Source organism: Mesorhizobium sp. M0983 (assembly GCF_040318975.1).
Lineage (GTDB): Bacteria > Pseudomonadota > Alphaproteobacteria > Rhizobiales > Rhizobiaceae > Mesorhizobium.
On sequence record NZ_JAMYNH010000035.1, the window covers coordinates 1 to 25,897 of the forward strand.

A 25,897-nucleotide genomic window follows, 5' to 3' on the forward strand; every position below is an offset into this window, starting at 1 on the left:
ATCACGGCACCGACCGAGATGTCGAGTTCCCCGGCGATCATCAGCAACCCTATCGGCAGCGCGATGATCCCGATCTCAGACGCGATGTTCAACCAGCTGGCCGGCTGCCGACATGAAGGCACTTCCCCCGAACAGGCCAAAGAAAAGCAGAACTGCGACCAGGCCGAGGAACGAGCCCGACTCTGGTCGACGCGCCAGCCGGCCGAGGGCTAGTCGGGACCGCGTGCGGTTCGGCACCGGGGTTAATGTGGACGTCACGGGATGTGCCATTAGGGTAATCCGCGAGCAAGCGGCCGGCCACGATGGAGCCGCCGCAGAGAAGGGAGGAATGGCCGCCCGCGTTTCAAGCGAGGGCGGCCATCAGTGAAAAGGGGCTATCGCGTCCCGGCCTTCACGCCGGCGATGGTTGCATCGACGGAAGCCTTGTCGATGATGCCGGGTCCAGTCAGAATCTCACGAGTGGGCACGGTGAGGCCGTAGTTTACATTGCCGTTCAGGATCGCCACGGCGAGGTAGCCCTGCAGGTAGCCTTGCTGATCAATCGCGCAGGCCTGTTTCCCATCCTTGATGTTGTTCAGGATGGTCTCGTCGAAGTTGATGCCGCATAGACGAACCTTATCACTTTTTCCGGCCTGGGTGAGGCCGTTCATGGCGGAATTGGCGTCAACGTTACCGATGGTGAACACGGCGGTCACGTCCGAGTGCTGCAGCAAATAAGCCTTCACAGCCTGCGCGACAGCTGTAGCTGAACCGAACGACGTGGCGGGCAAGGGCAACACGTCGGCCTCGCCGCCGCCATTCTTCATCCCCTCTTTGAAGCCACCACAATAAGCTTCGATATTGGCTGCACCCGGGAGGGTGTTAATGCAGACGCCTTTCTTGCTGCCGGCTTTGGCCAGGTACTCGCCGCCCGCGACGCCACCCTTGTAGTCGTCAGAGCCGACGTAGTTCAGCGCGCCGAGGCGATCGGCCGCCTTCAACCCGCCAGCATTGTAGATGACCAGCGGAATGCCGGCATCCTTGACGGCCTTGAACGCAGGATCCATTGCTTCTGGCACCCAGTCCGGACCGACAATGGCATCGGCTTTCTGGTCGATTGCCTGCCGGATCAGCTCGGCAGCGTCCACACCCAGATTGTCATAGTTCTGGGGACCGAGCCAGGTGACCTTACCGCCCTGGGCCTCGACCACCTTGCCGGCGTCTTCGGCACCCCGCTTGACGATCGACCAAAACGGATCGTCCGGCTTGCCGCCGATCACGAAGATGTTGGCGGCAAGTGTCACCCCGGTGCTGAATGCAGTCAAAACCGTTGCCGATATGAGTGTCTTTAAAAGCTTCACAGTAGTCCTCCCAGGTTTCACCCGCCCTGCAGGTGTTCAATTAAGTTCTGCTGCCCCGCGCCCTCTCCTCATAGGCGCTGATGCCTCTCCGTCACTCCGCCGGCATACCCGAGCCTGCGCCACGGGCTTGCTGTTTGGCGCGTAGCTTCTCCTTCTTTTTGAGGAAGCGCGCCTTCATCGCGTCGTCGGCCTCCTTGCTACCGTCGTGCCAGGTACCGAACAGCTTATCGAGCGGCACGAGACCGTCTCCGCCGTAGTTCACCTCGAAGTACTTGTGGTGCAGGTAATGCACATAAGAATGGCTATCGAGATTCAACTTGTCGGTCAGTTCAAACGTTTCGAAGCCAAGATGACCGTTGACCGCGCCAAAGCCGGCGCCGTGCAGCGTGAAATAGGCGCAGACCGGGTTGGATGGGATCAGCAGGTGCAGCCACGCCTCGGCGTGATACAGGAAGCCTTCCACGGGGTGCATGGAAAGAGACGACCATGGGCTGGGATTGATCGAATTGTGGTGAACCGAATGGACCCACTTATAGACAGGTGGCCAGTGGATCGCGCGGTGCAGCAGAAAGAAATAAACCTCGTGAACAAACGGCGCGAGCAGCACCAAGAAAGACAAGTAGAGCCAATTGGTCGTCCAGGGCAGCCAGACCGCCCAGCTGTTGGCGTAGACCCACAGCATCACGATCTCGACCACCGTCCACAGCGGGATGGTGACAAAGAAGGACCGCAGGAAATTGTCTAGGTTCTGGCGCTGGAACCAGAAAACGTCGGACGGCACATCAGATGGAAATTTGGCATTGTATTTGAAGCGCGTGCCCTGCCGACGATGAACGTAGAAGCGCAGTTCGAAGAAGCCATAAAACAGGAAAATGCCGGCGGCGTTCAGACCGTAAAGCCAAAAATAGTTGAGCAGCGACAAGCTTGCCAGGCTCTGCCAGTTCGGGATGAGAAAATTCACCCAGAGGAGCGATGTGGCGATGTGGAAAGCATTCCACGGCCAAAAAAATTCAGGGAGCCAGGCGATGACCTTTCTTGCATTGAACGGACGATGCCACAACGGCGCCGGTTCGGCGCGGCGGTGCGGCGCCCAATTGCCGCGCTTGTCGCGTGTCCCATACTGAAGGTCATCCATCGTAACAGCACCTCCGTGCCCGGATCAGTCTTGAGCGTGGATCTAGCCGCCGGGAGCCATCATCCGATCACACCCTAGCTGGCACATTTCATATCGGAGGGTTGATATTTGTAGTAGTCGAAAATAATATCAAAATGATATTTGTATCATTTAAGCTCAATCATCATGATACAAACGAAGGTGAGGTTCATGACTCGGCCGACAATTCGCGATCTCGCTATCGCCGCAGGCGTATCCACAGCGACCGTAAACAGAATTCTGAATGGGACCGTTTCCGTGCGCCCGAAAACTGTTCAACGCGTTCAAAGCGCTGCGGCGGAAATAGGATTTTACGGCATCGGTGCGATTGACAACCGGGCCCGTCAGCTATCGCCACAATACCGATTGGGGTTCCTGCTGCAGCAGTCCACTCGCGATCTCTACCAGCTGTTCGGCAAGAAAATCGTTGCCGCCTGTCGCGATCGCCGGGACGAGGTGATCGAGCCGGTTATCGACTTTGTGGATCTGCTTACACCGGAGACTATCTCGAGCCGCCTCGTCGCGCTCGGCGAGTCGTGCGACGCTGTCGCTGTAGTCGCCGCAGATCATCCGATCATTGGCCAGGCCATCCGTTCTCTGAAGGAGATCGGGAAACCCGTCATCTCTTACATTACCGACCAATCAGCGCCGGAACGGGCGGCGTATGTAGGCACAGACAACTGGAAGCTGGGGCGCACCGCAGCCTTCCTGATCACCCAGACCACACATGGCCCTGGTCGCATCGCGGTGTTCATAGGGAACCACCGGTATCAATGCCAGGACGTCGCAGACGCCAGCTTCCGGTCCTATTTGCGCGAGCATGCTCCGCGGCTGATAGTGGAGGAAAGTCGTCCGACCCATGAGGAATCGAGTGAGGCGTACCGCATGGTGGCCGAGTTGCTGAAGGCGACTGACGACCTTGTGGGCATTCTGATCGTCGGCGGCGGAATAACCGGCGTCCTCCGTGCGCTAAGGGAGGCAACTCTCGAGCAGCGTTCGGGGATCAAGCTGGTTTGCCGTGATATTGGACCCGAAACCCGAAAGGGACTGTCTGAAGGGTTGATCACTGCAGCTCTCTGTCATCCGCTCGACGCAACCTCGGCCCTTCTTGTCCAAACCATGATTGATGTCATTGGACCACAAGCACCGTTCGCCACCCTTCAGCGATCAATTCCTTTCGAAATAGTCACGCCGGAAAATATCTAAGGCAAATGTCAGCTAGGGGTCGCCCGTCGGGCGTTCTGCGACCCATAGGAATGTCCGTTTTCAGCTCACGCGCAAGCCGACCTCAACGTCCATCATCGCCTAGGCCGTTCAATGGCGGCTTCGGGTCACGACGATCAGTCCGCGGTGACGGCGCCGGCATTCTCCTTCGGTCTCGATCCGATGGGGCCGCGGGTGCAACAAGCTGTTGCACAACTCTGCTACCTATAAAACCCATGCCTGACCCGAACTACCTCACCCCTGAAGAAGTCATCGCTCGCTACCGCGGACAGCTGAGCGAAGGGACTCTTCGCAACTGGCGTTGCATGCGGATCGGGCCATCGTTCCTCAAAATCGGCAAAGCAATCCTCTACCCGAGCGGCGAGTTGGATCGCTGGGACAAATCGATCCTCGTTATCTGCAGGCCCGCACGCAAACTACCGCTCGAAAAGGCGTCTCCACCAGAGTAGTAGAGAGGCCGTTCAGCCGTCCCGAGCACTAGCGAGAAAAGATGAGTGTTCGGAATCCGTGGTTGATCGGGACGTCAGGATACTGAGCAAATGCGACCATTCCCGAGCGTGGAAGATCACAAGTGGTCACTCGGCACATACCCCAGTTAACGACCCCTGCCCTCCAAGGTTGGCACACAAGCATTTGATAAATCTGATGATTCCGCCCTTGGTGTGTTGACGCATAATGATCCCGCTCCATACCCGTCGGCCATGCTGGATTACGCTGTGTCACGCCTCAATCAAAATTGACTTTGGAACGCGTGACTAGAGCATCTCTGTCGCGCACGTCAAACTGGCGCGCGACGGAAAGTAGCCAGTTGTCCTGCGAGGGTATTATTGGGGAGAGAAATGCGCCCTTCCCTGCCCTCAATGCAACGTCGATTTCACGCCCCCGCCTGCGATCACGACTGATATTGGGCCGAAACCGGAAACCGCGGCTTTCGAAAGGCGAAAGCGAGTAAGCAGCCGAAGGGCCAACGGCTCTGTTCGATCAACCTGTCCGTTTCAGATCCTGATGGCGTGCCCGCGCAGCAATGAGCAGCATCGTCTCGTCGTTCATGCCGCTCTGGAAAAGCCGGACAAGATCAACTTGAAACGGTTTTTGATCGAGATGATTGTCCAAGCTGCAGATTTTCCAGCGGCCAGCTTCGATTCCGTAGCAGGCGACTGCGCCGATAAATCTGGAGCCCGAATACTCTTCAATGTTCGCGTTGACAGCCATGCGGATGTTCAGCGAGTTGTCGCGATCGCTAGCAAATCGGACGGGGCGATGACTCCTCTGCTTCTGCTGTTGGATCGTAGGGGGACGTCGACCAAGATCCATGAGGTGCGGTGCGCGCATCCGAGCCGTTGCTGCCTGCGGAGGATACAGAGGACGCGAAGATTCTCCAGCACTACGGTGAGGCTCACGAAGCGGATTATCTCAACACGCCTTGCCTGCCTCGAAGGCACGTGCCGCGCGCCGAGCAAGAGATCGCCAGCAAACCGATGATGCTCCGACTCCGAGAGAGGAGCGCCATGGCCGCTGAACTCGGATATCCAAATAATTAAACCCTTATTGGTCAGCTCGCGGCCGCAGCTTGACCGCGGCCGTCCGGCAAAACGACCAAAGTGCGGTGCCGCTGGTTGAGTTGAGCCAGAGCGGAGGCGTTCCCCACCGCTCTGTTCTATACTGTCTCATCCAGCGCAAGGATTCGGCGTGGGTATTCCTGAGAGCGTGAAGAAAGCTGCCGAGCAGGCGTCGGGTATTGCGCGACCGAGAAAGCAAGAACTCGCCGAACTGGTGAAGGTAAAGAAGCCACTTGAGTTTCGGTTCAAGGATGATGGCCTCGTGCCGAACCACCCGTGCTGGCCATTTATGATCTATTGTGGGGCGGTGAAGCCGATGGAGCAATTCGACTCCGCGGCCGTGCTGGAAGAGCTTCCGAGGCCAATGGTTGGCGTGACAGCTGGCGGGACGGCATCTACCACTACGTTCATTACCATTCGCGCAGACATGAGGTGCTTGGAGTTGCGAGCGGAACCGGCAGGGTTTCGGGCACTAGAAACGATACGCAAGATTGGCCGTCCACGGAAGGATCCGGTCTATGGGAGCAAAGCCCCGCTACTCTCAGTGTGGAAAAATGAACCTTGAAGACGAAGTCCGCCACGTTTCCGAAGACGTCAACGATGCTGTACTGGGCGATGTTGTGCGGGCGCTGCACCGTCGGGTGCAGATCGTTCACGATTTCGACATCCCCTACATTGCCGGCTACAGCAAAGATGGCAAGACGATTTATATCGATCGCCATATGCCGCGCACTATGGATTGGAAATCGGCCAAGTTCGGCTTGCCCCATTTCTGCTAACGCACGAGATCGTTGAAAAGGCCCTCCTAGACGAACTCGGGCTTCATTATCTGCACGCGCATCAAATCGCCCTTCGGGCCGAACGCGATGCGGTGAAGGCGGCGGGTGTTGGCTGGTCCGCTTACCAGGCCGTCAACAAAAAGAACGAGAAACCGATCTCCGAAGAGAAGCTCAAGAAGATCCCGAAGGATCTTGACCTGACCCCCTACCGCGACATGAGGGACTTCTCAACGCTAGAGCGTCTGCTGAAGGCGCAAAGCTAGTCGGGCAAGCCGATATTTCGCGCTTTGGCAGTTCTACGACCGCCGCCTCCCTGCAGAGCCGACGATGCTGTTTCAGCCGACTACCGCGAATAGCCGAGATGGTGGAAGCTGGCTATTCTCATTGGTCGCTCGAACAAGCCACTGAGCGTCCTGGGCAGGCGGTGTCGCGATTAAATGAACTCGTCGCATGAGGATGGCGCAGTGTTTCTGCAGCCGGCGGATGTTTATTTGTGAGCGCAGGTCTGCACCTGCATCCTTTGGCGCTATTATACGTTTGCCCCGCGAAGAAGATGGTCCGGACCGACAGCCATGTCGAAGAAAACAACCGAGGACGCTTACGAAGATAAAGTGCAACTTGAGCGGCGGGCCGAACGGGAGGGCCGCGGACGCAATGCCGAATGGCCGTCAGAGATTCCCGGCCGCGGCTGGAAGGACGTGCTGTGGCGGGTCTTTGCTGAGGTAACCGAGGACCGTGTTATGCTGATCGCGGCCGGGGCCGCATTCTATCTGCTTCTTGCCCTCTTTCCAGCGCTTGCCGCCTTTGTGTCGATCTACGGTTTCGTCGCCGATCCTCAGACCATCGCTGAGCACATTGCGTTCCTTGGCGGCGTACTGCCTTCGGGAGGTCTGGATATTATCAGATCTCAGCTTGCGTCTTTAGCCGCTCAGAAGACTGGCGCGCTCAGCTTCGGCTTCATCTTCGGCCTTGCCGTCGCGCTGTGGAGCGCTAGTAACGGCATAAAGACGCTATTCGAAGCCATGAACATCGCCTACGAGGAGAGTGAAAAGCGCGGTTTTATCCACCTGAATCTCCTGGCGTTGGGCTTCACACTTGGCGCCATCCTCATTGGTATCGGCTTTATCGTCTCGGTGGGGATTGTGCCAGCCATGCTTGCGCTGCTGAACCTCGGCGGCTGGACCGAAGCCCTTGTGCGGATCCTTCGGTGGCCGATGATGCTGATCATGGTCGGCGTCGGGATCACGCTGATTTACCGCTACGGCCCCAGCCGCGAAAGGGCAAAGTGGCAATGGGCGACATGGGGCGCCTTCCTCGCGGCTGTGGTCTGGGTCGCAGTTTCGATAGGATTCTCCTATTATCTTGAAAACTTCGCCAACTACAACGCGACGTATGGAGCCCTTGGGGCAGTCATCGGCTTGATGATGTGGACCTGGATCTCCGTGATTATCCTGGTTGTAGGTGCGGAGCTGAATTCCGAGATGGAGCATCAGACAGCGAAGGACACCACCACAGATGCGCAGCAGCCGATGGGTGCGCGAGGTGCCACGGTCGCCGACACGCTGGGCGAATCGGCCGATGCGGCCGACCAGCAGTCGCGTTCGAGCGAGCGCAACACTTAGCGCGCAGATCACTTTGGATCTCCGCGCAACTTCGCTTGGCGCCAATGGCGGTGCTAGATGGCCGTCATCTTTCGAATAAGCTTATCGAGCGATGCGAGATTAGGACGTAGACTCATTACCGCGTAGCCAGATGCGGATTGCGACGAGTTTGAGCGCGGTAAGATAGTTCTCAGCCAACTTGTCGTAGCGGGTTGCGATGCGGCGGAACTGCTTGGCTTTGTTGAAGAAGCGCTCAACCAAGTTGCGGTCCTTATACAAGAAGGGGCTGAAGCAAATCGGGTCCTTGCGGTTGGCCTTGGGCGGGATGTTGGCCCATGCCTTTCGCTCGCTGACCGCATTACGCAAGGCGTTGGCATCATAGCCCTTGTCAGCGAGCAGCATGGCACCCTCCGGCAAATCCGTGATCAGGTCCGCTGCCGAGGCAATATCACTCATCTGACCTGCCGTGAGCATCAATTTGATCGGCATGCCTTTGGCGTCGACAAGAGCATGGATTTTGGTTGTCAGCCCGCCTCGGGAACGACCGAGACAATGATCTCGACCCCCCTTTTTTGCCGTCGCGCCCTGCTGATGGACGCGAACAATAGAGGTGTCGATCATCTGCACCTTGCCGTCATGGCCTTTGGTGATTGCGTCCACGAGGCGGTCCCACACACCTGCTTTCCGCCATCGGACGAAGCCGATTGTAACAGGTGGTGCGTGGACCGTACCGCTCTGGTACATCCCGCCAAGGCGCACCGGATCGCAGCACCCAGAAGATGCCGTTTAGCACGCGCCGATCATCGACACGCGGCACCCCTCGTGGCCTTTTGGGCAAAAGTGGTTCGATCACGTGCCATTCGAAGTCGGTCAGGTCATATCGGCTCATGCAGAGTCTGGAATCAGATTCCGCTGCAATAGGAAAGCCGCCAGTCGACAATCGACCTCTTAGCGGACGTATTTGATCAATTCACAGGTGGCCATTTTGGGAGTGCCGCAGCCACGAAGTCTTCACCTCGGAATTGCAGTGCCATTGGGTTTCAGCCGCCAGCACCCTCGTCGATGGCAAGGGAACTCGAGAGCTCGCGATAGGCATCGCCCGTCATGCGGCCTGCCCTCATAGCCTGTCGCGATGTTGTCGGTTCTAATCCGGGGCAACGACAAGTGCCTTTCGTCGTTTTGGCGGCCGATATTTCTCCATTAGCCGGACCTTGTCACGGTCGACCGTGACCAGCGGCCCGAGGTCGATCGTCACGGTGTCCTCGTCGATGCGAGTGACCTCGCCTTTCAGGTCGATTTGCTGGCCTCGGTTCACCTTGATGTGGTCGATGATGGAATGTGGGAAGTCGTAACCTGGGATCGAGACGCTTACGCGGTCCTCTGTTATCCGCCTTCGAACCGTGGCAGTAATCGACACCTGGTCACCAATGCCTATTCTCCGAGCCATGCCATGGATTCTGGTGCGGGCAGTGTCTTCTTCAAGAGACTTCTAGTATACGCCGGCCATCCTAAGGCTGACCTACGACCAGAGTTACAAAAGTTGAACTTCATCGGGGAACACTCCTTCTGTCTGCCTGTTCGATTTGCCAGGCGCATCCCGCGCATTCAGACAGGAGAAGGAAGATGAAACGCATCCTTTTGGCTTCGGCCGTCCTGGCGCTGTCGGCCGGGCTTTCCTTTGCCCAGACGACCAGCGGAACTTCGAGCGGAACCTCGACGAGCGGAACCTCGACCACGACAACCATGCCCAGTACGACGGGTCAGGGCACCGGCACGACGAGCAGCGGGACCAACATGTCCGGCGATCAGGGCACCGACACGACCACCACCAGCGGCACCACAAATCCGAACTCGGCCAGAGACTGCGCGCCCGGCCAGCAGACTGGCAGCGCTCAGCAGGCTGCGCCAGGTCAGCAGGACACGACCGCCAACACCGCCGCGCCAGGCCAGGTGAAAAAGACGGACGAAGGTTGCTGATTGGCACATCGGCACAGGTTGGAATCACCAGCGTGTGGCTGGCCAGTCTCCCCCGACCACCGCGTGAACTCAACTCGGCTGGCGAGCAAGTTGCCGCCAGCCGAGCATCAGTCTATGAACCTTTGCGCTTGCTTGTGCTTTCAGTGGGGCACGCCTCGCTTCTGTTTGCTTTCGGTCAGATAGATACGCGATCGCCTCTACTCTAGCGCTGAACAGACCTGATGGCGCGCTGATCCACAGACATTCGCCAAAAGCCCGCGTCTCTGGATTGAGGAGACGCGGGCCGGATCGGAGTCAGCCGATCGTGCAGCAATATCGTATGGAGGATGTACTGCGTGCACCGAACCTTGCCCGCACCCCGGTGTTCCACCTGGAGCGCAAAAAATCCCGCCGCACACTGCCAGGGCGGCGGGACCGATCAAGCGCCTTTGCACCAGGCAGGGACTTCGGGGGTGGGCTTTGCGAGGTGCGCGCGGACCGAAAGCGAACTTAGGGCAACAGCGGCGACGCGTCCACCAACCGCCGGTTGGAGCGACAGGACGATTGAGACACCGGCAGGTCAGGTCATCCCGGGTCGCTATGGGTCGCAACCAGATGGTAGCGGAAATTGTTGCGGATATGGTCGTTGAAATAGCGGCCCTTGGCGAATGCCGCCCGGAAAGCGGCAAAAGTTTCCGGCGGTACCCCCTCAAACTCGCACCGCTTACCGCTGGCCACGAACCAGACCGAGAGGATTCTTCTGTCGGGATCGTATTCCGTTTTGCGTATCGATATGGAGGGCATGACGGCGGCTCGATTCGAAAAGCAATCAACGAGCGGAGAGGCCGTCGCGTTCCTTGCGAACGTGATGGTGCGGTGAGGCACGAGGCTCAATGCGGAGCGCCAGCGGCCGCGATCAGCGCCTCCTCAAGAAACCGCTTCAGCTTCGCCGAGCGCTGGGAGTTTCATCTGCTTGCCGTTCTTACTTGCCCGGGACGACAGACGGCGGTCGCGGTATGCCATGCGGGGCGCTTCAATACGTCGCCGCGTGGGATGGCGAGGAGGCGGGCCAGTGCCAGTTGGACCTTGTAATGGAACGCGCAGCGGCGAGCAGGTGTGGTTGATCGGCGCGTCTCGCGTCCATGGCCCGTTTTCCTTGCGCCGATCTTCCGCCATCTTGGCCTTCACCCGCATTGCTGAGGATCTTCGTGAGGTGAATTGAGATCCGCTACGTCGCTGATCCTCTGGGACTGTCAAGGGCCGTTCGGCGGGCTTTGCTCCGGAACAATGTCTTCTTCCGAAAGTTTTTCCTTAAGTAGCAAAGGAGATTCGAAATGTCAGAAAGTCGGGAATGGTTTGTCCAATGGCTTAGAGACGCTCATGCCATGGAAGAGCAGGCAGAGACGATGTTGAACGGGCAGTTGAGTCGTATCGAGAATTATCCCGAACTGAGCGACCGAATCCGACAGCACCTCGACGAGACTAAGCAGCAGGCTGCCCGGCTGAAGACTTGTCTCGATCAGATGGACGAGGGTTCATCCACGATGAAGGATGCTGGCGGCAAGCTGACGGCGATGGCGCAATCGCTGAGCGGCGTCTTCGCTGGAGACGAGGTGATGAAAGGATCGCTGGCGAGCTACACGTTCGAGCACATGGAAATCGCCTCCTACACGATCCTGATTGCCGCTGCTCGATCGCTCGGCGAAACCGAGGTTCTTCGGGCTTGCGAAGAGAACCTGCGAGAGGAAGTCGCGATGGCGGATTGGCTGAAAACCCATCTTGCCTCAACGACCGAGCAGTTCCTTGCGCGGGCCGAAGCGGACAGCGACAGCGCCAAGCGGTGATCGGTGGGAACGTAGCGATCTTGAAGTGAGGGATCGGCGCGGAAGCTGGTTAACACCGGCTCCGATGTCGACGAGCGAGCTCCGCGGCTTGGAACTGAATAGGAGCGGCGGCGGACGGCAACGATCGAGGATGCCCATCGATCATTGCCGCCAAGGGAACATAGCGAAAATTGCTTGTAGGCGTTGCCGTAGCATCAAAGCGCGCTCGATACCTGCTTCCGGCGTCGGCATTCTTCGAATTTACCGGAACGACGTACCTGAAGGCGAAAGATCGATTTCAGCTCCACGCTCCTCGTTTGTGGCCATCGCCGGACCGAGAGGAAGTCCGCCGCTCCGCTAACACGTGGCTGGACGGGGCGCGCCAAGGTCATCGCTGACTGTCAAACCATTTCTGCAGAATTTGACGCACACAATACCGATCCGAGGCCAACTGGGAGTGCATACCAGCTTGGAACTGTGCGGAACCGTACGAAGTCGATTGCAAACAACCAACCTGGTTGGCCGGGCATTAATTTAGCAAAGCGTCAATTAGGGAAAGCATCGGGAGGAAGACCATGCTGCACGTTAACATGCCTCGCGAATTTGAGGTTGGCGATGAGCGCGCCAGGGTGAGCATTCCCTCGTATGACCATCCTTATACGATTGATCCGCCACCCAAAAGTCCGGGCCGGAGACCGAGTGGTTCTTGTTGGGGACGTCACCCGCATCGATCGCGGAGCAAACAAACTCACTGTGCGGATTGACTGCGGCGGGGTGATCACGGTCGACAAGTCGGCGATCACTCGGCTGAGAAAGCACCGCCGGACTTCAGCGGGTTGACACTACGGCGATACAACGGCCACGCTTGTCGGCGTAGGGAAGATGCAAGCGCACTTTGAACAGCCCAAGGGCGCGGCGCTGTCCAGCCGGATAATGGGCGGACGAACGGATAAGCCGGAGTTCGACGGCTAGCAAGTCCGATATGCGCCTATCGCGACCCCGCTTCACCTGCCGTCCAGCCGTTCGCGCATTCGCGATCGTCGCTCTCAACAGGCGGCGCGCCCGGCCAGGACGTCTCGCATGGGCGCGCTGTCGAAGGAGGCGCCCAGCAACATTTCGGGTGAAGGCCGCGGGCATCCGATCGATCGTAACCTTTCTCTGCAATGATCGCCTTGTCGCCGGCGATGGGCCTCCGGCTCTTACGCATTATGGAGATCACATGTTGGTCCCGGCACCCACAAGGAAGCCCGGAACGGGTGAAGCACAATTGTCGGTAAGCGCAAGGCGACGACAATCAGCGGCCCCGCTAACAATCGTGGTTGCGCCTTTGGGCATCATGGTTCAGACCGCTGGCGGATTAGAACTCTGCTGGCTTTGCGATCGGCTCATCGCTGCCGACAATCGGTGACCTATATAAAGGGGCATGTCCACACGCCGAAAAATCAATGCAACAGCGAAACTGATTGGAGAGTGGCCTTTAACCCCGGCTGCAACGCTTGGATCGTCCGTCAGAGCGAGGGGTATTTTCCTTGAAATACGCGCCCGCCTTCCAACGGAGTTCAGGAAACTGCTCCATATCGAGTCCCGCGTGCTTACCCTGCGCCTGTCTGAGGGCACCGAGAATGATGTGCAGGTGGTATTCGGGATCGTATCCAATGCACTGCAGAATATCGAAGACCTGCCCGTAATCCCCCGTGAAATCGAGGACATTCTGACGATCTCGACGGCCGAACGGCACCGCTGGCTGAAAGATGGTCGCTTGCAGAGCGCCGGGACGAAAACGGTGAAACTCCGCGGGCGGGCAAGGAACATCACCTTTCACGTGTTCGACCCGCAGCACGTGGAGGATGTGCTTGACCGCGACCTGGTTACGGTCTGGCGCGAACAGGACGCAGCGACAGCTGCAGAGAATAGGCGGCGAGCCGCGGGGAAGGCCGCTATGAAACGTGCTCAAAGAAGCGGCCGCGGAACTGCAGCTTCAGTTGGCTATGGCCCCGATGAGAACTCGCACTCCAGTTTGCGCGGCTGGGAAGATTTTGAGAATGACGGACTCCTGCGCTGATAGGCCGGGCGCACAAGCAGGTTAGGACGTTTGCCTGCGCCGTGCGAGATGCGCAAGGAGGGCCGTCAAACGCATCGCGTTCAGGACCCGCTTCGCAGGGACACCGCCCTTGCGCGCCATCTCGACCCCCCAATGCATGTGGTCGAGCTCGCGGATCGAGTGAGCGTCCGGATTGATGCTGAAGATGCAGCCCTGATCGAGTGCCTTTTGATGCCAGCGCCAGTCGAGGTCGAGTCGCCAAGGATGTGCGTTGATTTCGACAGCGACGCCGTGTTTTGCACACGCTTTGAGGACTTTGTCGACGTCGAGATCATAACCGGGCCGGCGCAACAGCTGGCGACCGGTCATGTGCCCGAGGATTGTCGTCCGAGGATTTCCGATCGCCTCAATGATACGCTCCGTCTGTTCCTTCTTGGGCAACTTGAAGCGGCTGTGCACGCTCGCGACGACGAAATCGAACTGCTCCAAGATATGATTCGGGTAATCGAGCGAGCCATCCGCCAGGATGTCCGCCTCGATGCCCTTCAGTATGCGAAATTTTCCATTGTATGCCTTGTTCAGCCGGTCAGCTTCGCGGTGCTGTTCAGCAATCTCCTGCAACGAAAGGCCGCCTGCGTAGTGAGCGGACTGCGAATGATCGGCGACACCATAGTATTCGAAACCGCGCTTGCGCGTGGCTTCAGCCATTGCCTCAAGCGTTTCGGTGCCATCGGATGCGGTCGTGTGAGAATGCAGGATGCCATGCAGATCTTCATCCCGAATGAGGGCGGGTAGCTTCTGCTTTGCCGCTCGCTCAATCTCGTCCCTGCCTTCGCGCAATTCAGGTTCGATAAACTGCAAGTCTAGAGCTTGGTAGATTTCTTCTTCTGTCGCTGACGCGATCAGCTTTCTCCCGCGATGAAGCCCGTCGGCATTTAGGGTGAACCCCTTGTCGGCCGCGAACGTCTTCAGTTGCTCGAGGTGGTCTGCCGAACCGGTTGCCTCGAGCATGCGCGCGCCAAAGTGCTTCCTGTCCGTGACAACAAGCCTCAGGGTCGTATCCTCGATTCCAGTCGATTTTCTGGCCTGCGCTACCAGGGCGAAATCGGAAACGAGCTCGCAACCGCGCCGGAAGTCGCCTGCAATTTCGACGCGCGAAAACTCTGGATGCTCTTGCTTCACTGATATGACCGCATGTTCGAGAAGAGCGGCGGCCTTGTGCAGGTGAAGTTGCGTTTCGCCGCTTCGCACGATGGCCAGGTTCTGCAGGAGCTTTGTCTGAAGCGCGGCGCCGAGGCCTTTGACTGGGCGTATGCGGTCTTCTCTTGCTGCGGCCTCGAGCTCCGCCAGCGAGTTCACGCCGAGCGCCTGATGAAGCTTCAGTATCTTATCGGGACGAAGCCCGGGTATGGCAAACAGCTCCATCACGCCCGCTGGAACATCCTCGCGCAGCTTCTCAAGGCTTGGGTGCGTGCCGGTTTGGTAAAGCTTGGTCACGATGTCTGCGATCGCTTCACCGATCCCCGGGATCTTGGTGAGGGCGCCGGCGGCGATGATCCGATCAAGCGGCTGCGACAGCGCCGTCAGACTGTCTGCCGCGCGCAAGTACGCCTTTATGCGATAGGGATTGTCGCCGCGCATAGACGCCCGTTGTGCGTATTCCCTCAAAAGACTGGCGACGGTCCTCGGATTGATTTTTGCCATGGCTTCAGCCAAACGGAGGCCGATCTCCGCAGGTTCCAATCAGGCAAGGCCATGAGCGCCGCGTTGCCCTTTAAATCCCGGCTTTACTGCCTCTTCACGTACGCTACAGATTGGGCAAGGATTGGTCAGCGCGACCCCATCCAGCCAGAGCTTTGGAGGCTGCGCGTTTCTTTAATTCAGGAGCATCGCCCACGTGGAAATGAGAGGGCGCATCTATTGTCTTCATCTCCGCCCACGTGATCGGTGCCGCGACAGGAGCGCCCGGACGTGATCTCGCGCTGTAGGGCATGATCGCGGTCGCCCCGCGCTGATTGCGTAGATAGTCCACAAAGATGCGACCCTTGCGGCGCGTCTTTGACAACACGGCCGTGAAATGGGCCGGATCGCTCCGGGCGACCGCCTGCGCCAGGCGAGACGCAAAGTCCTTCACCTCTGGCCACTCGGCGCCAGGGGTGAGCGGCGCGATGACGTGCACTCCTTTGCCTCCCGTCAACATCGGGAAAGTCGTAAGCCCCAGCGATTTAAGGATAGCGCGGAACTGAAAGGCAGCGGCGCGGACGGCCTCAAAATCGAGGCCTTCATCGGGGTCGAGGTCGAACACGAGGCGGTCGGCCTTTTCGACATCCTCGATCCGAGCCCCCCATCCATGCAGCTCGATCGTTCCCATCTGGACGCAAGTCATGAGTCCGTCGGCATCGTCGACATAGAGATATGGTTCCTCGTGCCCGTCCTTCTCCGTGATGCCGACGTGGTGGACTTTGTCGCCAAAGCTGCCGGCGTCGTGTTTTTGGAAGAAGCACTTCTTCGCGCGGCCCTGTGGGCATCGAACCAGACTGATCGGCCGGCTGCCAACCCAAGGAAGCATGATCGCCGCGACCGCTGCGTAATGGTCGGCAAGCTGTCCCTTGGTGATGTTGGACTCCGGATAGATGACGCGGTCACGGTTACTTATCGCGATGGCGGTTGTCGCAGACGCGGCGAGATCGGCTGCATGACGTTCCGTCTCGAGCACGACCGCCTCCGGCTTCTTGTCTTCGCGGAGACCAAGATAGCTCGGATGTCGTAACGTCCCTTCATTTGTCATTTCGGTGAAGGCAATCTCAGCGACCAGTTTCGGACGGAGCCAGTGTGCGCCGCGCACTTCGGCGCGTGGTGCGTCGACGGTGGCGGCCTTCTGCTCAAGCGGCGCCATGATCTTCAAGAGACGAAGAAGTTCAGCGGTATCGAAGCCGGTGCCGACTTTCCCGGCGTAACGCAGCTTGCCGCGGTCATGAACGCCAAGGATCAAGGACCGAAACGCGCGGACCTTGTCGGACGGCGTCCAGCCGACAATCACAAATTCCTGCCGCCTGATGCATTTGATCTTCAGCCAGCTTGCGCCGCGGGCCGCCACATAACTCGAATCCGCGAGCTTTGAGATGACGCCCTCAAGGCCGGCTGCGCAGAAGCGATCGAGCAGCTCTTCTCCGCGGCCGAGGATATGGTCGGAGTAACGAAGGACGGGATCTTTCGCAGGCAAGATCGCCTCCAGCTTCGCCTTGCGCTCAACAAGAGGAAGCCTTGTCAGATCTTCGCCGTCGAGCTGCAGCAGATCGAACGCATAAAAGTCGATAGTCGCCGGGGCACCCTTCAATGCATTTTGAAGCGCTTGGAAGTTAGATCTTCCTTCCGCATCGACAACCGCGGCCTCGCCGTCAATCAGGGCGGAGCGCACCTTGAGCTTGCGAGCCTCGGAGAGGATCGAGGGAAAACGGCTAGACCAGTCCAGGCCAGATCGTGTGTAGGCTCGCGCCTCGCCACCGCCGACGGCAACGAGAATACGGTAGCCGTCGTATTTCATCTCATGGATCCAACGATCGCCGGCAGGGACCGTGTCCACGAGCGTTGCGAGCTGGACCGGCCGGAAAGCGGGCGGCGCTAAAGTGACCTCGTCACGAGCGGGCGACTTCGCTTGACTAGCGCTCGACGCATTGATTGCCTTACGCAACGTTGGCTTGACCACTCTGACCTAAACCATACTCAGAGACGAAACAGCGTTATCCGCCGTCCAACGCGCGACTACTTCTTTAGTTTCGCTTCCGACCGTGTTGAGCTTTTCGCGATCATTGCCGACCCGCTTGATTAGCGCCTCGGACTGAGGCCGTGCTTCCTGCCTCCGGCCCTTCCATTCCCGATTTTCGCGCACAGCTCACAGGCGATAATCAAGAGCAGGAACGTGCCCTCAACGCCGCCACAGCGATATCCGCATAGCGCCGTCGGGTCAGCTCCACCTCCTCTATTGGAAGATCGTCAAGGATTCCTTCGCGGCGGTCGCGGAGCACGGTCTCTAGGAAGCACACCTTCAAGGAGTCACCGAGGTAAAGAACGCCAAAACCGGTTGGCGTAAAGACGGCGTCGAGGATCGCTGAACCGGCTCGGCGACTTCCCGTACCCCAATGGATCAGGATAGGTGCTCCAGTAGATCCGACCGAACGTCCGACCCCGCGGTATGGTCTCGATTTCGAGCTTTGCGGCTGCGAAATCGGGTGGAGGTGGAACGCCGGGCATTCAGTCGAAATCGCCCCTGGCCATGCCTTCCGCCGCGGCCAACACCGAGGCGTCATCACCTTGCTGAAGGGCTCGAAGGCCCGTCCGCCCATCGAGGGTGCCATGGCGCGACGCCAGAAACCGATAGACGGCCCAGGCACTGTTGCCCAACATGGCATGCAGCGCCGGCAATGCGCCGAAGGGACGACCGTCCTTGTCGAGTTGCCAGACAGGAAAGCGGAAACCGCGTTTGGCGCCATCGATCCCGAGCACCTGCCCGCTTTGCCGCTTGGCGTTGACCGTCACCCGCGATGTGCCGAGCAGCTTGGCAAAGGCATCCGCGCTCAGCATGCCCTCGCCGGCGACAATTTCGGCAACACGCTTGCGGCCACGCGCGCGCGCTCCGGCAAGAGCCGCCTCAAGTTCGGCATCGGGCATGCCCGTGTCCTCGACGGGAAAGGTGTCGTCTGAAGCGATCGGTTGCTCTTCGACTGGCGTGATCGTCTGCGCATCAGCCGCCGGATCGACCTCTACCCGGAACGATACGCGGTGGCCGATCTTCCGGCTGCGTGCGATCGCTTCCTGATAGCGTTCGAGCAATACCTTCTTGAAGTCTGCCTGTGCCGGAAGCTTTGTGGTGAAGCTCAGGGTGGCGACTCCCGCATGCGACGCGGACCCGCTATGATTGCTTGGTTTTGGAGCGGCCATGAAGAACCTCCTGCTGTCATCAATATGGTTACAGATCGCAAGTTCGTCAAGTTGGATAACTTCGTAAGGGAGAGAACCTTGCGTTGCGGACTACACAATTCCCCACGCTCGAAACCTTCCTCTGCCCGTCATCTCGCGCAGCCCGAGCTCGCCGACCAGATTGAGCGCCCCCTGTTTTGTCACTTTTAGCCGCTCCTGGATCATGCCTGCCGAGACGAGTGGCCGCGACAGCACGAGTTCGACCTCGGACAGTTTGGAGCTGGTGCGGCGGTCGCGGAGTTTTCGCTCCATCTGGCCTTTTGCCAGCACCAGCCGATCGTGTTCCTTCAGGCCGACCAGCGCGGCGTCGTGGATAGCATAAAGGCAGGCCAGCAACCGGTCCGACCGGTTGCGCGCCCGCCGCCGCTCGCGCGGGATGTTTTTGGCACCGAGATGCAAGCAGGCCAGATGGTTGGCGGCAAGGCCTTCCTGCCGCAGCAGCGCGGCAACAAGTAGCGGCCCGAGCCAAACTCCATGCTGAAGCACCTCGATGTCCGCCCAGGCTTCGAGCAGGATCGCCGCGCGCAACACCGCCGGCAACTCCCGCGTTTCCGCGATAACGTCCTGCCATTCGGCCAGCCGTTCTTCTTCATTCCAGTCAAGATCGTAGATCAGGCCGTTTTGCGGCTCCGGCCGGTGACGAAGTGACATCTCCTCTCTTCGAGCAGGCACGTCGGCGCCGCTCAGAATCTTCGACGAGCGTGCCAGGACAGCATCGATCTCGGCAAACTCCTCAGCCAGAAGCTCGTCCTCAATATCGTCCCGAACATCGGCTTCAACGACGCTGTTTCCACCCCCCTGCCCTTCCCGGTTTTTTTGTTCCGCCTCCGACATGGCGCCACCCCGGCCGGTCAGGGCCAAAAAACCGTCACGGCTGAGCGCCCAGTCCGGCTTCTGCGAAAAAATTCGCCGGCGGGTTCGCAGCACCGCATGGGCCCGGGTGAGCTCATGGGTCGGCGTCCGAATGTCCATATGGGCGTCGTGCAGGACCAGGTCCTCAAGATGGGCGAGCTCGCCCTCGATCCACAGCGCGGCGGCTGCGTCGGCGAAGTGCTGGCGCTCGACAAAACCGTCGCGGACGGGGGAACGCGCCAGTCGCTCATCAAGCCGCGCCAAAGCCTCGGTCGCCTTCGCGACGGGCGCGATGAGGGTGTCGAGGGACAAAAGACCGATGTCGTAAGCCATTGTTTTCATGATGCCTGATTCGCGTTAGTCAAGCTATCCGGCTGTTAAGTTGACTTGCAGGGGATTTTCTCTGGCGGCTTTTTCACTATCGATAATGACCTCTTATCGATACTTAATCGTTACACTCAGGCAGCCCAGTTCCAAGTTCGTTTGCTTTCTCCCTCCGAGCCCACGATGCGGCGATCCCTTCGCAGGTCAGAAGCAGCAACTGGTATACTGCTCGTTGCGCAAGCTCCGGCAAACTCGCAACCCGGGCGCCCCGCGGCGTGGTCGTTGCGCAGTTAAGATCATAGACGACCGCGCGACTTCCCCCTCGCGTGCTAGGCACCTGCGGCTTCCTTCATGCGCGCCAGATGCTCCACGGCAGATCTGTTCAGCGCACTTGTGCAGCGCCGTCCGTTCTCCCAGCCAGACGAGCGCTTCCTCACTGATCCAGTAATGTTTGGAATAGCGGGCCTTAACACAGTGAAGACGGTTGACGAGGAAAGCGAAACCGACGGGTGCGCGTAGGCCGTCTTCCATGATCGCGGAATTACCTGAATCACCAAGTTCGGTACTATCCACCGCGGCGGACCCCAACCCGCCCGGCCGGCGCCTATTCAGGCAAACTACCCCAACGCCCCCCCCAGCGGCGCCGGCCACCTTCCCCGCTAGGCGAGCGCTTCAGTTCCTCGGCAGCTTGTGGATCTCCAACCTGACCGGGCCGCCTCTGTCACAGCTCGTACAGAACAGGGCCCTTTCGACCGTGCTGAACAGCGCATCTTTGCCATAGCGCCGGACCAGGCCAGCGGCCTTCACCTCGGCATGATGTGAGCAGTTTTTGCACCAGGCGCGCAGCGTGTGCCATTCGCGCAGATCGCCAAGCGATACGAAAGCGCCACTTCGACATTGCCCCTGATGGCATTGGAGGGGCACATCCGATGCGCCGCCGATACAAGCGATCTATGCGCGACATCCGCTGTCGGGCCGCGGCGCCGAGGACGATTCGATCCAAAGGGCGTACCAGCGCTCTATTCTTCGCTATCGGGGGTGACGGCGCTGAGGGAAGCCAATCAGGCGGCAGCCTTCAGCCGACCACCCTGCTTGCCTATGACGCCGAGATTGAGGGCATATTTGATAGCCGGGATGAGGACGCCCTGAAAGCTGAAGGGATGGATCCCGCCGCCCTTGCCCACATGACTTGCAAAGGCCCTGTCATGGGCGTCGAACACCATCTCCTGCGTCTCGCGCGGATAGGCCCTGACGAACATCATGCGGCTGTGGCAGAGCCGGACATGGGCGACCTTCACGGTCACCGTCACGCCGTTGATCAGGACGATCTCGTGGCTCCAGTCGAACTGGTAGGCCTCGCCCGGCGCGAAGAACAGCGGCACATAGGCGTCCGCCGTCGCCGACCCCTGCGCCTTCGCCCAGCTCTTCGCGTAGCGGCGGACGGCGTCATAGCCACCCTCGTAGCCGAGACTGCAAAGCTCTTCGTAAATCCGGATCAGTGTCAGTTGCTCGCGCGCCGCCTTGCCACGGTTGCCATTCAAAAACCCGTCGAGCTGATCCTGCCACGGACCGATCTTCGGCTTGGGCTGCCGGTCGCGTTCGTAGGAGAACGATGTCTCATTGGATCTGAGAATCTTGCGGACGGTGTTCCGCGACACAGGCAACTCGCGGCAAATCCGCTTGAGCGACCATCCCTTCACATGGAAGGCGCGCCGAACCCGGGCAATCGTATCCACCGACTTCATCCCCACACCATCCGCTCGCCACGACGAGCCGATGGTCGCAAATCAAAGCATCAGGGGGGGGGGGGCAAAATTGGACGCCGATTCCCCGGCTTATGGGGTCAATTTTGCACGCCGATTCTCAGCTAAAGTCTTCGACTGTCCCCCCCATGCCGCTCAAGCCCTGCGAGCAGGCTCGCTCGGGCGTCAGCCATAAACTCAAATTGAACGGGACGACCTGTCTTCTGCTGAAACACTATCGCGCGAGTCCGAATTTCGGGACCTGCGACTAACGTGCCGATCCTAAGCTTCACAAGATCACAGCCACGCAGCTTGCTGTCGATGGCTAGATCAAAAAGTGCGCGATCACGCAGCCGAGGGGCACAGGGACACGGGAGACCCCTTCCTGATGCTTAGCCAGTATGACGGATAAAGTCGCGTTGCCGTGAGCGCATCTCAGCGAGCAAGGCCGCTTCGTCAGTCATTCCGTCTTGGAACAATTGCAATAGCGTAGACGCGATTATCTCAGCGTCGCCCGAGCTTGCATCGTGGTTGCCGTCTGCGCATATCTCGTCGAACACTCGTTGGAGTAGCGCAAGATCATTCGGATAAAATGCGCTTGTGCCGACGTAACGCTTAAACATCTCACCTCACGAGGCGAGAGTACGACACCCTCTCAATCGCCGGCTGCCTAACAGTTGGCTGGCGACTTCATGACTGTAGGCTAACGCACCGAAATAGCGAATCTATTCGCCAACGTTTCGCACGAACATCCCCTCCTCCTTAGCAGCAGCCCCGAAGGCCTTACGGGCCTCCTCCGGAGTCGCCCGATCCTCGACGGCGCGTCGATGTATAGTTGTGCAGCCTTCCGCCACTTAGGTCCCATCTTGGTCCACTTCAGGAGTTCCTCGGCGGCACCCTCGACATTGTTAGACCCGTAGGTCGGTCGGTCTTGACGTACACTGGAGGGGAGAACCAATGGGTTGCCACGACACCTCCTACTCAGGGGAGAGATACATCTTGGCCTCCTTTGCGGCAGCCTCAAAGGCCTTTCGCACCACCTGAGGGTCAATCGAATCGCCCTCCAGATCTGACAGGCACAGCGTCACCGCCTTATGCCAGCAGGGTCCTCTCCGGGTCCACGTTTTGAGCTGCTCAAGGGCTGCCCTCGCATTGTTGCAGCCATGCCTGACACCGGTTTCAGTCTTCACGAACACCGGAGGGACGAACCAATGGGTTGCCATGATACCTCCTACTCAGGGGAGAGATACACGTTGGCCTCCTTGGCAGCCGCCTCGAAGGCTTCACGGACCTCTTGGGGGGAGGATTTGCCCTCGAATGCATCGACGCAGGATTGGACAGCCTTGGTCCACCTCGGGCCCTTTGTGTCCCACGCCATGAGTTCCTCGGCGGCTCCCTCGACGTGGCTGACCCCATGGCGAATGCCTGGACGTTTCGTCTTCACGTAGACCGGTGGAGAGAACCAGAAGGGACCCATGAGGATGAACTTAGAGCGGCAAGAGGCTGCTGACCAACCCAGTTGCAGCCTCCGCTGATAAGGGAACAACGCAGGCCCTCGCGGGTTTAGAACTCGCAGCGGTCGATTCTTCGTGGATGCACCCGCTGTCGGGCCCGTCGCTTTTCTCACGGGCGGCGGGCCCTCGTGGCTAGAGACTGACTTTGCAATCGAATTTAGCTATTTGCCGTTGGGGGGAAGTAACGTCCCCTCCTCCTTATCGGCAGCCAGGAATGCCTTACGGGCCTCCTCAGCTCCCATCTCGTCGAATATCACGGCCATGCAAACGCGCACCGCGAGGTCCCAGCAAGGCCCACGCTTGGTCCACTTTATCAGCTCCTCGCCGGCTTTCTCGGCGTTGTTGACGTTGCGGATGATCCCGGGACGCTCGGTCCTGACAGGGACCGGAGGGTTGAACCAGTGGAGAGCCATACGTCACTCTTTGTCGGCCCTATCAAGTTCCTCCAGCAAATACCTTTGCTCAGCCGGCAGCTCCCGTTCTACAGGCAGATTTAGCATGTTGCGAAGGTAATTGCGGATTACCTCTGAGGTGATCCACCGCCGCACAACTTCGGCAATAACCTTCTGTTTGGCTTTATCGATTTCAACCAGATTCGGGCCTACATCTTAAAAGGACCGAACTGCACCTCGAGCGGATTTGTTCCTTAAGGGGGCCAGAATGTTTGAGACAAAAATCTGGGCGGGTGATCGGATAACTGGCTCGCGCGAGGCCCCCCGCGCGCCCTGCGTTTCCCACTGGCGAGGCCCTAACAATCCCCGTCAGAGAAGTTGGAACCGCCAAGCTGCTGCCGTTTCGTCCGCGACGCCATCCACCATTACATGACCGATGCCCCGCGAGCAGCGCTCGATCCGCGCCTCGACGCGGTACACATCACGCAAGAGCGCCGGCGTGACGACATCTTCCGGCGTGCCGCAGGCGAACATCCGGCCCTCGGCGATAACGATGCATTTGTCGGCGAACCGGAGGTGTAATCAAGAATTATCTTTCAGAGCAATTCCAATGTACCGCTTTGGGGGAGAGCATTTCGGGTGATGACGGCTCACGCAAACTATTCGCTGCGCGACGAAATTCGGGACCATTGGTCCGATCGCGCCGAGACCTTCGACCTGCAGGTCGGTCACGAGATTTTTTCCGAGCAGGAGCGCGCCGCATGGGATGCGCTCATAAGCAAACACCTCGGACCCGGCGTCGGACGGGTGGCGTTGGATCTCGCCTGTGGGACGGGCGTGATTTCGCATCTGATTCACGATCTGGGGTTTGTGGTGGCGGACCTCGACCTGCTCAGAAGCCATGCTCGCCAAGGCACGCGCCAAGGCACAAAACCGCGGCGCCGGTATACGCTTCATCATAGGGGACGCCGAGCGGACGCTCGAGGACAAGGCGAGCTACGATGTCATCGCCACTCGTCACCTAGTCTGGACGCTGGTGGAGCCAAAGGCCGCGTTTGCCGAATGGTTCTCGCTGCTGAAGCCCGGCGGCAAGCTGCTGGTCATCGACGGCGATTTTGTCAGCCGCAACTGGGCGACGAGTTTGCGGGAACTTTGGGAGAAGCTCACAACCGGCAAGTCGCGGGTCGTGGACAATGACCTCGCCTCCATGGCCAGACGCCACCAGAGCATTCTTGCCGGTGTCTATTTCTCGGGCGGCGCACGGGCGGAAGAGATAGGGCGCCTGCTGGCCGAAGCCGGGTTCGATCAGCCCGTCGTCGTCTGGAAACTGGTTGCGATCCATCACGCCCAAGCTCAACAGATGAGTTGGCCCAAGGCGCTCGAACGCGCCACCCAGCACCGCTTCGCGATCTGCGCGACAAAGCCAAAGTAAACTCCTCGGCGCTGCCGGCGTCGGTCGCTCTAGTCAGGGTGGAACTTTAGGGATTTCTAATAATTGCCTGTGACCATTAGGCACGCTCCCTCCACTGCCCGCTGCAGATCGGGCCGCAACCCGATCGGGCCCGCGCTCTCCGCCAGAGGCGCGGGCTTCTTGGTTGCCTCGCGCTTTGCTAGCGTGTGGTGAAAGCAGGCTTCGCTACTGAAGCGTGAACTGCGGGACGCGAAGTTGGCCTCAAGCCGTTTCGTGAGCATTACGATGCCATCGGCCAACTGCATCTTGACCTAAAGCGGGCGCTGAACCTGCTCAACGAACGAACATTCGCGCCACCCCGCGAAATTTCGCCTCAGTCGAACTTGGCCGGCGACGAGAACGGCCGGTCGGCGTCTAGCACGAAGATGGCCAGCTCATCGAGATCGGTTGTGCCGGCGCTGAACACTTCTATCGGCGTGTCGGCCCCGTGTCCGGTCATGGTTGTGCCGGCTTCGGCATAGGTCACGCCGTAGGGCGTTCTCTGGCCGAGCTTGCCGGCCAGCACGTAGAAGGCCTCCGGTCCCGGATGTGTATGGATTTGCGACTTGGCGCCGGGCGCTCCACCGGCGCGGTTGACGCGCAGCAAATGCTCGCTCGCGCTGATCGGAGGAAGGGGCCCGATCTCGACGACCTTGGTTCCGTCGGGCGTGGAGCCATCCTTCGGTCCGAGCGTGAACAGCCAGACCTTGCCTGCGACCTCCGCCGCAAGCGAGGTCGGGCTTGCAGCGCCCTGGGCCTGCGCAAGCGTCGGGAAACTCTCCAGCCGCCAGTCATTGGCCGTGTGAAGCATCTGCGCGGCGAGGACGACTTGCGGCACGCGTCGTTGCAGGATTTCAGGGACGAAGGAACTACGGAATGAGCACCCGCGGTACGAACTTCTTGCACAAAAGGCTGAGCACGGCCTGCCTGAGAGCCATCTGCCTGCACAAAAGGTAGCATTGTCTTAGCTCCAGATGAACGTGAGGAAGAAACCGGCAATAGCAATTGCCGAGATGACATTGGGCCACCATACGGCATCGTGGGCCGGTTTGGCTGGCTTGTACCTGTGCCCCGTGCGGGGCAGCAGGTCCGGATCGTAGCGCACGTGGCGCTTGGGGTCGTATTTGATTGGCCGTTTCATCGCGGGCCTTGACCACCAGCAAGCTTAAG

The 25,897-nt window shown here is 59.3% G+C and carries 25 protein-coding genes and 7 pseudogenes; 11 read left to right on the plus strand and 21 right to left on the minus strand.

The genetic code is table 11. The features are described from left to right. The 3 genes and pseudogenes from NKH71_RS31080 to NKH71_RS31090 form a co-directional block, all read right to left on the minus strand. Positions 1-270 (minus strand): annotated as a pseudogene (locus NKH71_RS31080) (ABC transporter permease); the annotation flags it as partial. Between the two features lie 104 nt (positions 271-374). After that, positions 375-1,319 carry a sugar ABC transporter substrate-binding protein gene (locus NKH71_RS31085; RefSeq protein WP_502900441.1) on the minus strand — a complete coding sequence of 315 codons (945 nt, stop codon included), beginning with the start codon at positions 1,317-1,319 and terminating at the stop codon, positions 375-377. A gap of 112 nt (positions 1,320-1,431) precedes the next feature. Next, the gene (locus NKH71_RS31090; RefSeq protein ID WP_352792028.1) at positions 1,432-2,475 is read right to left on the minus strand and encodes a sterol desaturase family protein; all 1,044 of its coding nucleotides are present in this window, start codon (positions 2,473-2,475) and stop codon (positions 1,432-1,434) included. Between the two features lie 189 nt (positions 2,476-2,664). Between NKH71_RS31090 and NKH71_RS31095 the strand changes: the two genes are divergently transcribed. Together NKH71_RS31095 and NKH71_RS31100 are read left to right on the plus strand one after the other, a co-directional pair. Further along, positions 2,665-3,699, plus strand: coding sequence for a LacI family DNA-binding transcriptional regulator (locus tag NKH71_RS31095; protein ID WP_352895965.1), 1,035 nt, complete (start codon positions 2,665-2,667; stop codon positions 3,697-3,699). Between the two features lie 233 nt (positions 3,700-3,932). Further along, on the plus strand, positions 3,933-4,166 hold the full coding sequence (locus NKH71_RS31100) for a helix-turn-helix domain-containing protein (protein ID WP_352895968.1): 234 nt from the start codon (positions 3,933-3,935) through the stop codon (positions 4,164-4,166). A gap of 532 nt (positions 4,167-4,698) precedes the next feature. Here the strand turns inward: NKH71_RS31100 and NKH71_RS31105 are convergent. Continuing rightward, complete coding sequence (locus NKH71_RS31105; protein ID WP_352895971.1) at positions 4,699-4,929, minus strand: hypothetical protein; 231 nt, start codon at positions 4,927-4,929, stop codon at positions 4,699-4,701. Positions 4,930-5,406: 477 nt separating this feature from the next. On the opposite strand from NKH71_RS31105, the gene NKH71_RS31110 reads away from it, so the two are divergent. The 4 genes from NKH71_RS31110 to NKH71_RS31125 all read left to right on the plus strand — a co-directional run bounded on the left by NKH71_RS31110 (position 5,407) and on the right by NKH71_RS31125 (position 7,677). After that, positions 5,407-5,841, plus strand: a complete 435-nt coding sequence (locus NKH71_RS31110) for a hypothetical protein (RefSeq protein ID WP_352895974.1) — start codon at positions 5,407-5,409, stop codon at positions 5,839-5,841. Beyond that, positions 5,831-6,055 (plus strand): hypothetical protein, encoded by a 225-nt coding sequence (locus NKH71_RS31115; protein ID WP_352895977.1) that lies wholly within the window; start codon positions 5,831-5,833, stop codon positions 6,053-6,055. Before NKH71_RS31110 ends, NKH71_RS31115 begins: the two co-directional genes overlap by 11 nt. Further along, positions 6,016-6,318 (plus strand): hypothetical protein, encoded by a 303-nt coding sequence (locus NKH71_RS31120; RefSeq protein ID WP_352895979.1) that lies wholly within the window; start codon positions 6,016-6,018, stop codon positions 6,316-6,318. Before NKH71_RS31115 ends, NKH71_RS31120 begins: the two co-directional genes overlap by 40 nt. 309 nt (positions 6,319-6,627) lie before the next feature. Then, positions 6,628-7,677: a YihY/virulence factor BrkB family protein gene (locus NKH71_RS31125; protein ID WP_352895981.1), complete on the plus strand. Its 1,050-nt coding sequence runs from the start codon at positions 6,628-6,630 to the stop codon at positions 7,675-7,677. A gap of 99 nt (positions 7,678-7,776) precedes the next feature. Here NKH71_RS31125 and NKH71_RS31130 read toward each other — a convergent pair. Together NKH71_RS31130 and NKH71_RS31135 are read right to left on the minus strand one after the other, a co-directional pair. Further along, positions 7,777-8,545, minus strand: a protein-coding gene (locus tag NKH71_RS31130; protein WP_352895984.1) for an IS5 family transposase whose coding sequence is annotated in 2 segments (ribosomal slippage) — positions 7,777-8,355 and positions 8,357-8,545 — 768 coding nt in all. Because the reading frame shifts where the segments join, the coding sequence is not laid out codon by codon here. A gap of 255 nt (positions 8,546-8,800) precedes the next feature. Further along, complete coding sequence (locus NKH71_RS31135; RefSeq protein ID WP_352895987.1) at positions 8,801-9,103, minus strand: KOW domain-containing RNA-binding protein; 303 nt, start codon at positions 9,101-9,103, stop codon at positions 8,801-8,803. A gap of 176 nt (positions 9,104-9,279) precedes the next feature. On the opposite strand from NKH71_RS31135, the gene NKH71_RS31140 reads away from it, so the two are divergent. Continuing rightward, on the plus strand, positions 9,280-9,633 hold the full coding sequence (locus NKH71_RS31140) for a hypothetical protein (RefSeq protein WP_352496204.1): 354 nt from the start codon (positions 9,280-9,282) through the stop codon (positions 9,631-9,633). A gap of 564 nt (positions 9,634-10,197) precedes the next feature. Here the strand turns inward: NKH71_RS31140 and NKH71_RS31145 are convergent. Further along, the gene (locus NKH71_RS31145; RefSeq protein ID WP_352496205.1) at positions 10,198-10,416 is read right to left on the minus strand and encodes a KTSC domain-containing protein; all 219 of its coding nucleotides are present in this window, start codon (positions 10,414-10,416) and stop codon (positions 10,198-10,200) included. Between the two features lie 530 nt (positions 10,417-10,946). Here NKH71_RS31145 and NKH71_RS31150 point away from each other — a divergent pair. Next, positions 10,947-11,456 carry a ferritin-like domain-containing protein gene (locus NKH71_RS31150; protein WP_352483325.1) on the plus strand — a complete coding sequence of 170 codons (510 nt, stop codon included), beginning with the start codon at positions 10,947-10,949 and terminating at the stop codon, positions 11,454-11,456. 1,402 nt (positions 11,457-12,858) lie between these two features. Further along, positions 12,859-13,497: a hypothetical protein gene (locus NKH71_RS31155; protein WP_352496206.1), complete on the plus strand. Its 639-nt coding sequence runs from the start codon at positions 12,859-12,861 to the stop codon at positions 13,495-13,497. Between the two features lie 21 nt (positions 13,498-13,518). On the opposite strand, the gene NKH71_RS31160 is transcribed toward NKH71_RS31155, so the two are convergent. The 6 genes and pseudogenes from NKH71_RS31160 to NKH71_RS31185 form a co-directional block, all read right to left on the minus strand. Then, positions 13,519-15,180 carry a DNA polymerase/3'-5' exonuclease PolX gene (locus tag NKH71_RS31160; protein WP_352592210.1) on the minus strand — a complete coding sequence of 554 codons (1,662 nt, stop codon included), beginning with the start codon at positions 15,178-15,180 and terminating at the stop codon, positions 13,519-13,521. 103 nt (positions 15,181-15,283) lie between these two features. Beyond that, a complete protein-coding gene (ligD, locus tag NKH71_RS31165; protein WP_352895990.1) occupies positions 15,284-17,182 on the minus strand; it encodes a DNA ligase D in 1,899 nt (632 codons plus the stop codon). Between the two features lie 199 nt (positions 17,183-17,381). After that, positions 17,382-17,831, minus strand: coding sequence for an RES domain-containing protein (locus tag NKH71_RS31170; protein ID WP_352496209.1), 450 nt, complete (start codon positions 17,829-17,831; stop codon positions 17,382-17,384). Further along, complete coding sequence (locus NKH71_RS31175; RefSeq protein ID WP_352496210.1) at positions 17,728-18,414, minus strand: XRE family transcriptional regulator; 687 nt, start codon at positions 18,412-18,414, stop codon at positions 17,728-17,730. Before NKH71_RS31175 ends, NKH71_RS31170 begins: the two co-directional genes overlap by 104 nt. A gap of 90 nt (positions 18,415-18,504) precedes the next feature. Then, positions 18,505-19,638, minus strand: a complete 1,134-nt coding sequence (locus NKH71_RS31180) for an RHE_PE00001 family protein (RefSeq protein WP_352791597.1) — start codon at positions 19,636-19,638, stop codon at positions 18,505-18,507. A 320-nt stretch (positions 19,639-19,958) separates the two neighbouring features. Next, positions 19,959-20,100, minus strand: a pseudogene (locus NKH71_RS31185) (nucleotidyltransferase); the annotation flags it as partial. Between the two features lie 469 nt (positions 20,101-20,569). On the opposite strand from NKH71_RS31185, the pseudogene NKH71_RS31190 reads away from it, so the two are divergent. Then, a pseudogene (locus tag NKH71_RS31190) lies at positions 20,570-20,819 on the plus strand (RES domain-containing protein); the annotation flags it as partial. Here NKH71_RS31190 and istA read toward each other — a convergent pair. The 6 genes and pseudogenes from istA to NKH71_RS31220 form a co-directional block, all read right to left on the minus strand. Further along, positions 20,820-21,374: pseudogene (gene istA / locus NKH71_RS31195) on the minus strand (IS21 family transposase); the annotation flags it as partial. A gap of 140 nt (positions 21,375-21,514) precedes the next feature. Then, a pseudogene (locus NKH71_RS33580) lies at positions 21,515-21,727 on the minus strand (integrase); the annotation flags it as partial. Positions 21,728-22,348: 621 nt separating this feature from the next. Continuing rightward, entirely contained in the window at positions 22,349-22,594 is a 246-nt protein-coding gene (locus tag NKH71_RS31205) for a DUF982 domain-containing protein (RefSeq protein ID WP_352496211.1), read from the minus strand. 8 nt (positions 22,595-22,602) lie between these two features. Continuing rightward, positions 22,603-22,848 carry a DUF982 domain-containing protein gene (locus NKH71_RS31210; RefSeq protein ID WP_352496234.1) on the minus strand — a complete coding sequence of 82 codons (246 nt, stop codon included), beginning with the start codon at positions 22,846-22,848 and terminating at the stop codon, positions 22,603-22,605. A gap of 198 nt (positions 22,849-23,046) precedes the next feature. Continuing rightward, on the minus strand, positions 23,047-23,298 hold the full coding sequence (locus NKH71_RS31215; protein ID WP_352895993.1) for a DUF982 domain-containing protein: 252 nt from the start codon (positions 23,296-23,298) through the stop codon (positions 23,047-23,049). A 348-nt stretch (positions 23,299-23,646) separates the two neighbouring features. After that, a pseudogene (locus NKH71_RS31220) lies at positions 23,647-23,853 on the minus strand (hypothetical protein); the annotation flags it as partial. A 63-nt stretch (positions 23,854-23,916) separates the two neighbouring features. On the opposite strand from NKH71_RS31220, the pseudogene NKH71_RS31225 reads away from it, so the two are divergent. Further along, positions 23,917-24,709, plus strand: a pseudogene (locus NKH71_RS31225) (class I SAM-dependent methyltransferase). Positions 24,710-25,061: 352 nt separating this feature from the next. Here NKH71_RS31225 and NKH71_RS31230 read toward each other — a convergent pair. Further along, the gene (locus NKH71_RS31230) at positions 25,062-25,565 is read right to left on the minus strand and encodes a cupin domain-containing protein (protein ID WP_352592177.1); all 504 of its coding nucleotides are present in this window, start codon (positions 25,563-25,565) and stop codon (positions 25,062-25,064) included. A 126-nt stretch (positions 25,566-25,691) separates the two neighbouring features. After that, positions 25,692-25,868 (minus strand): hypothetical protein, encoded by a 177-nt coding sequence (locus NKH71_RS31235; RefSeq protein WP_023722174.1) that lies wholly within the window; start codon positions 25,866-25,868, stop codon positions 25,692-25,694. Positions 25,869-25,897: the final 29 nt, after the last annotated feature.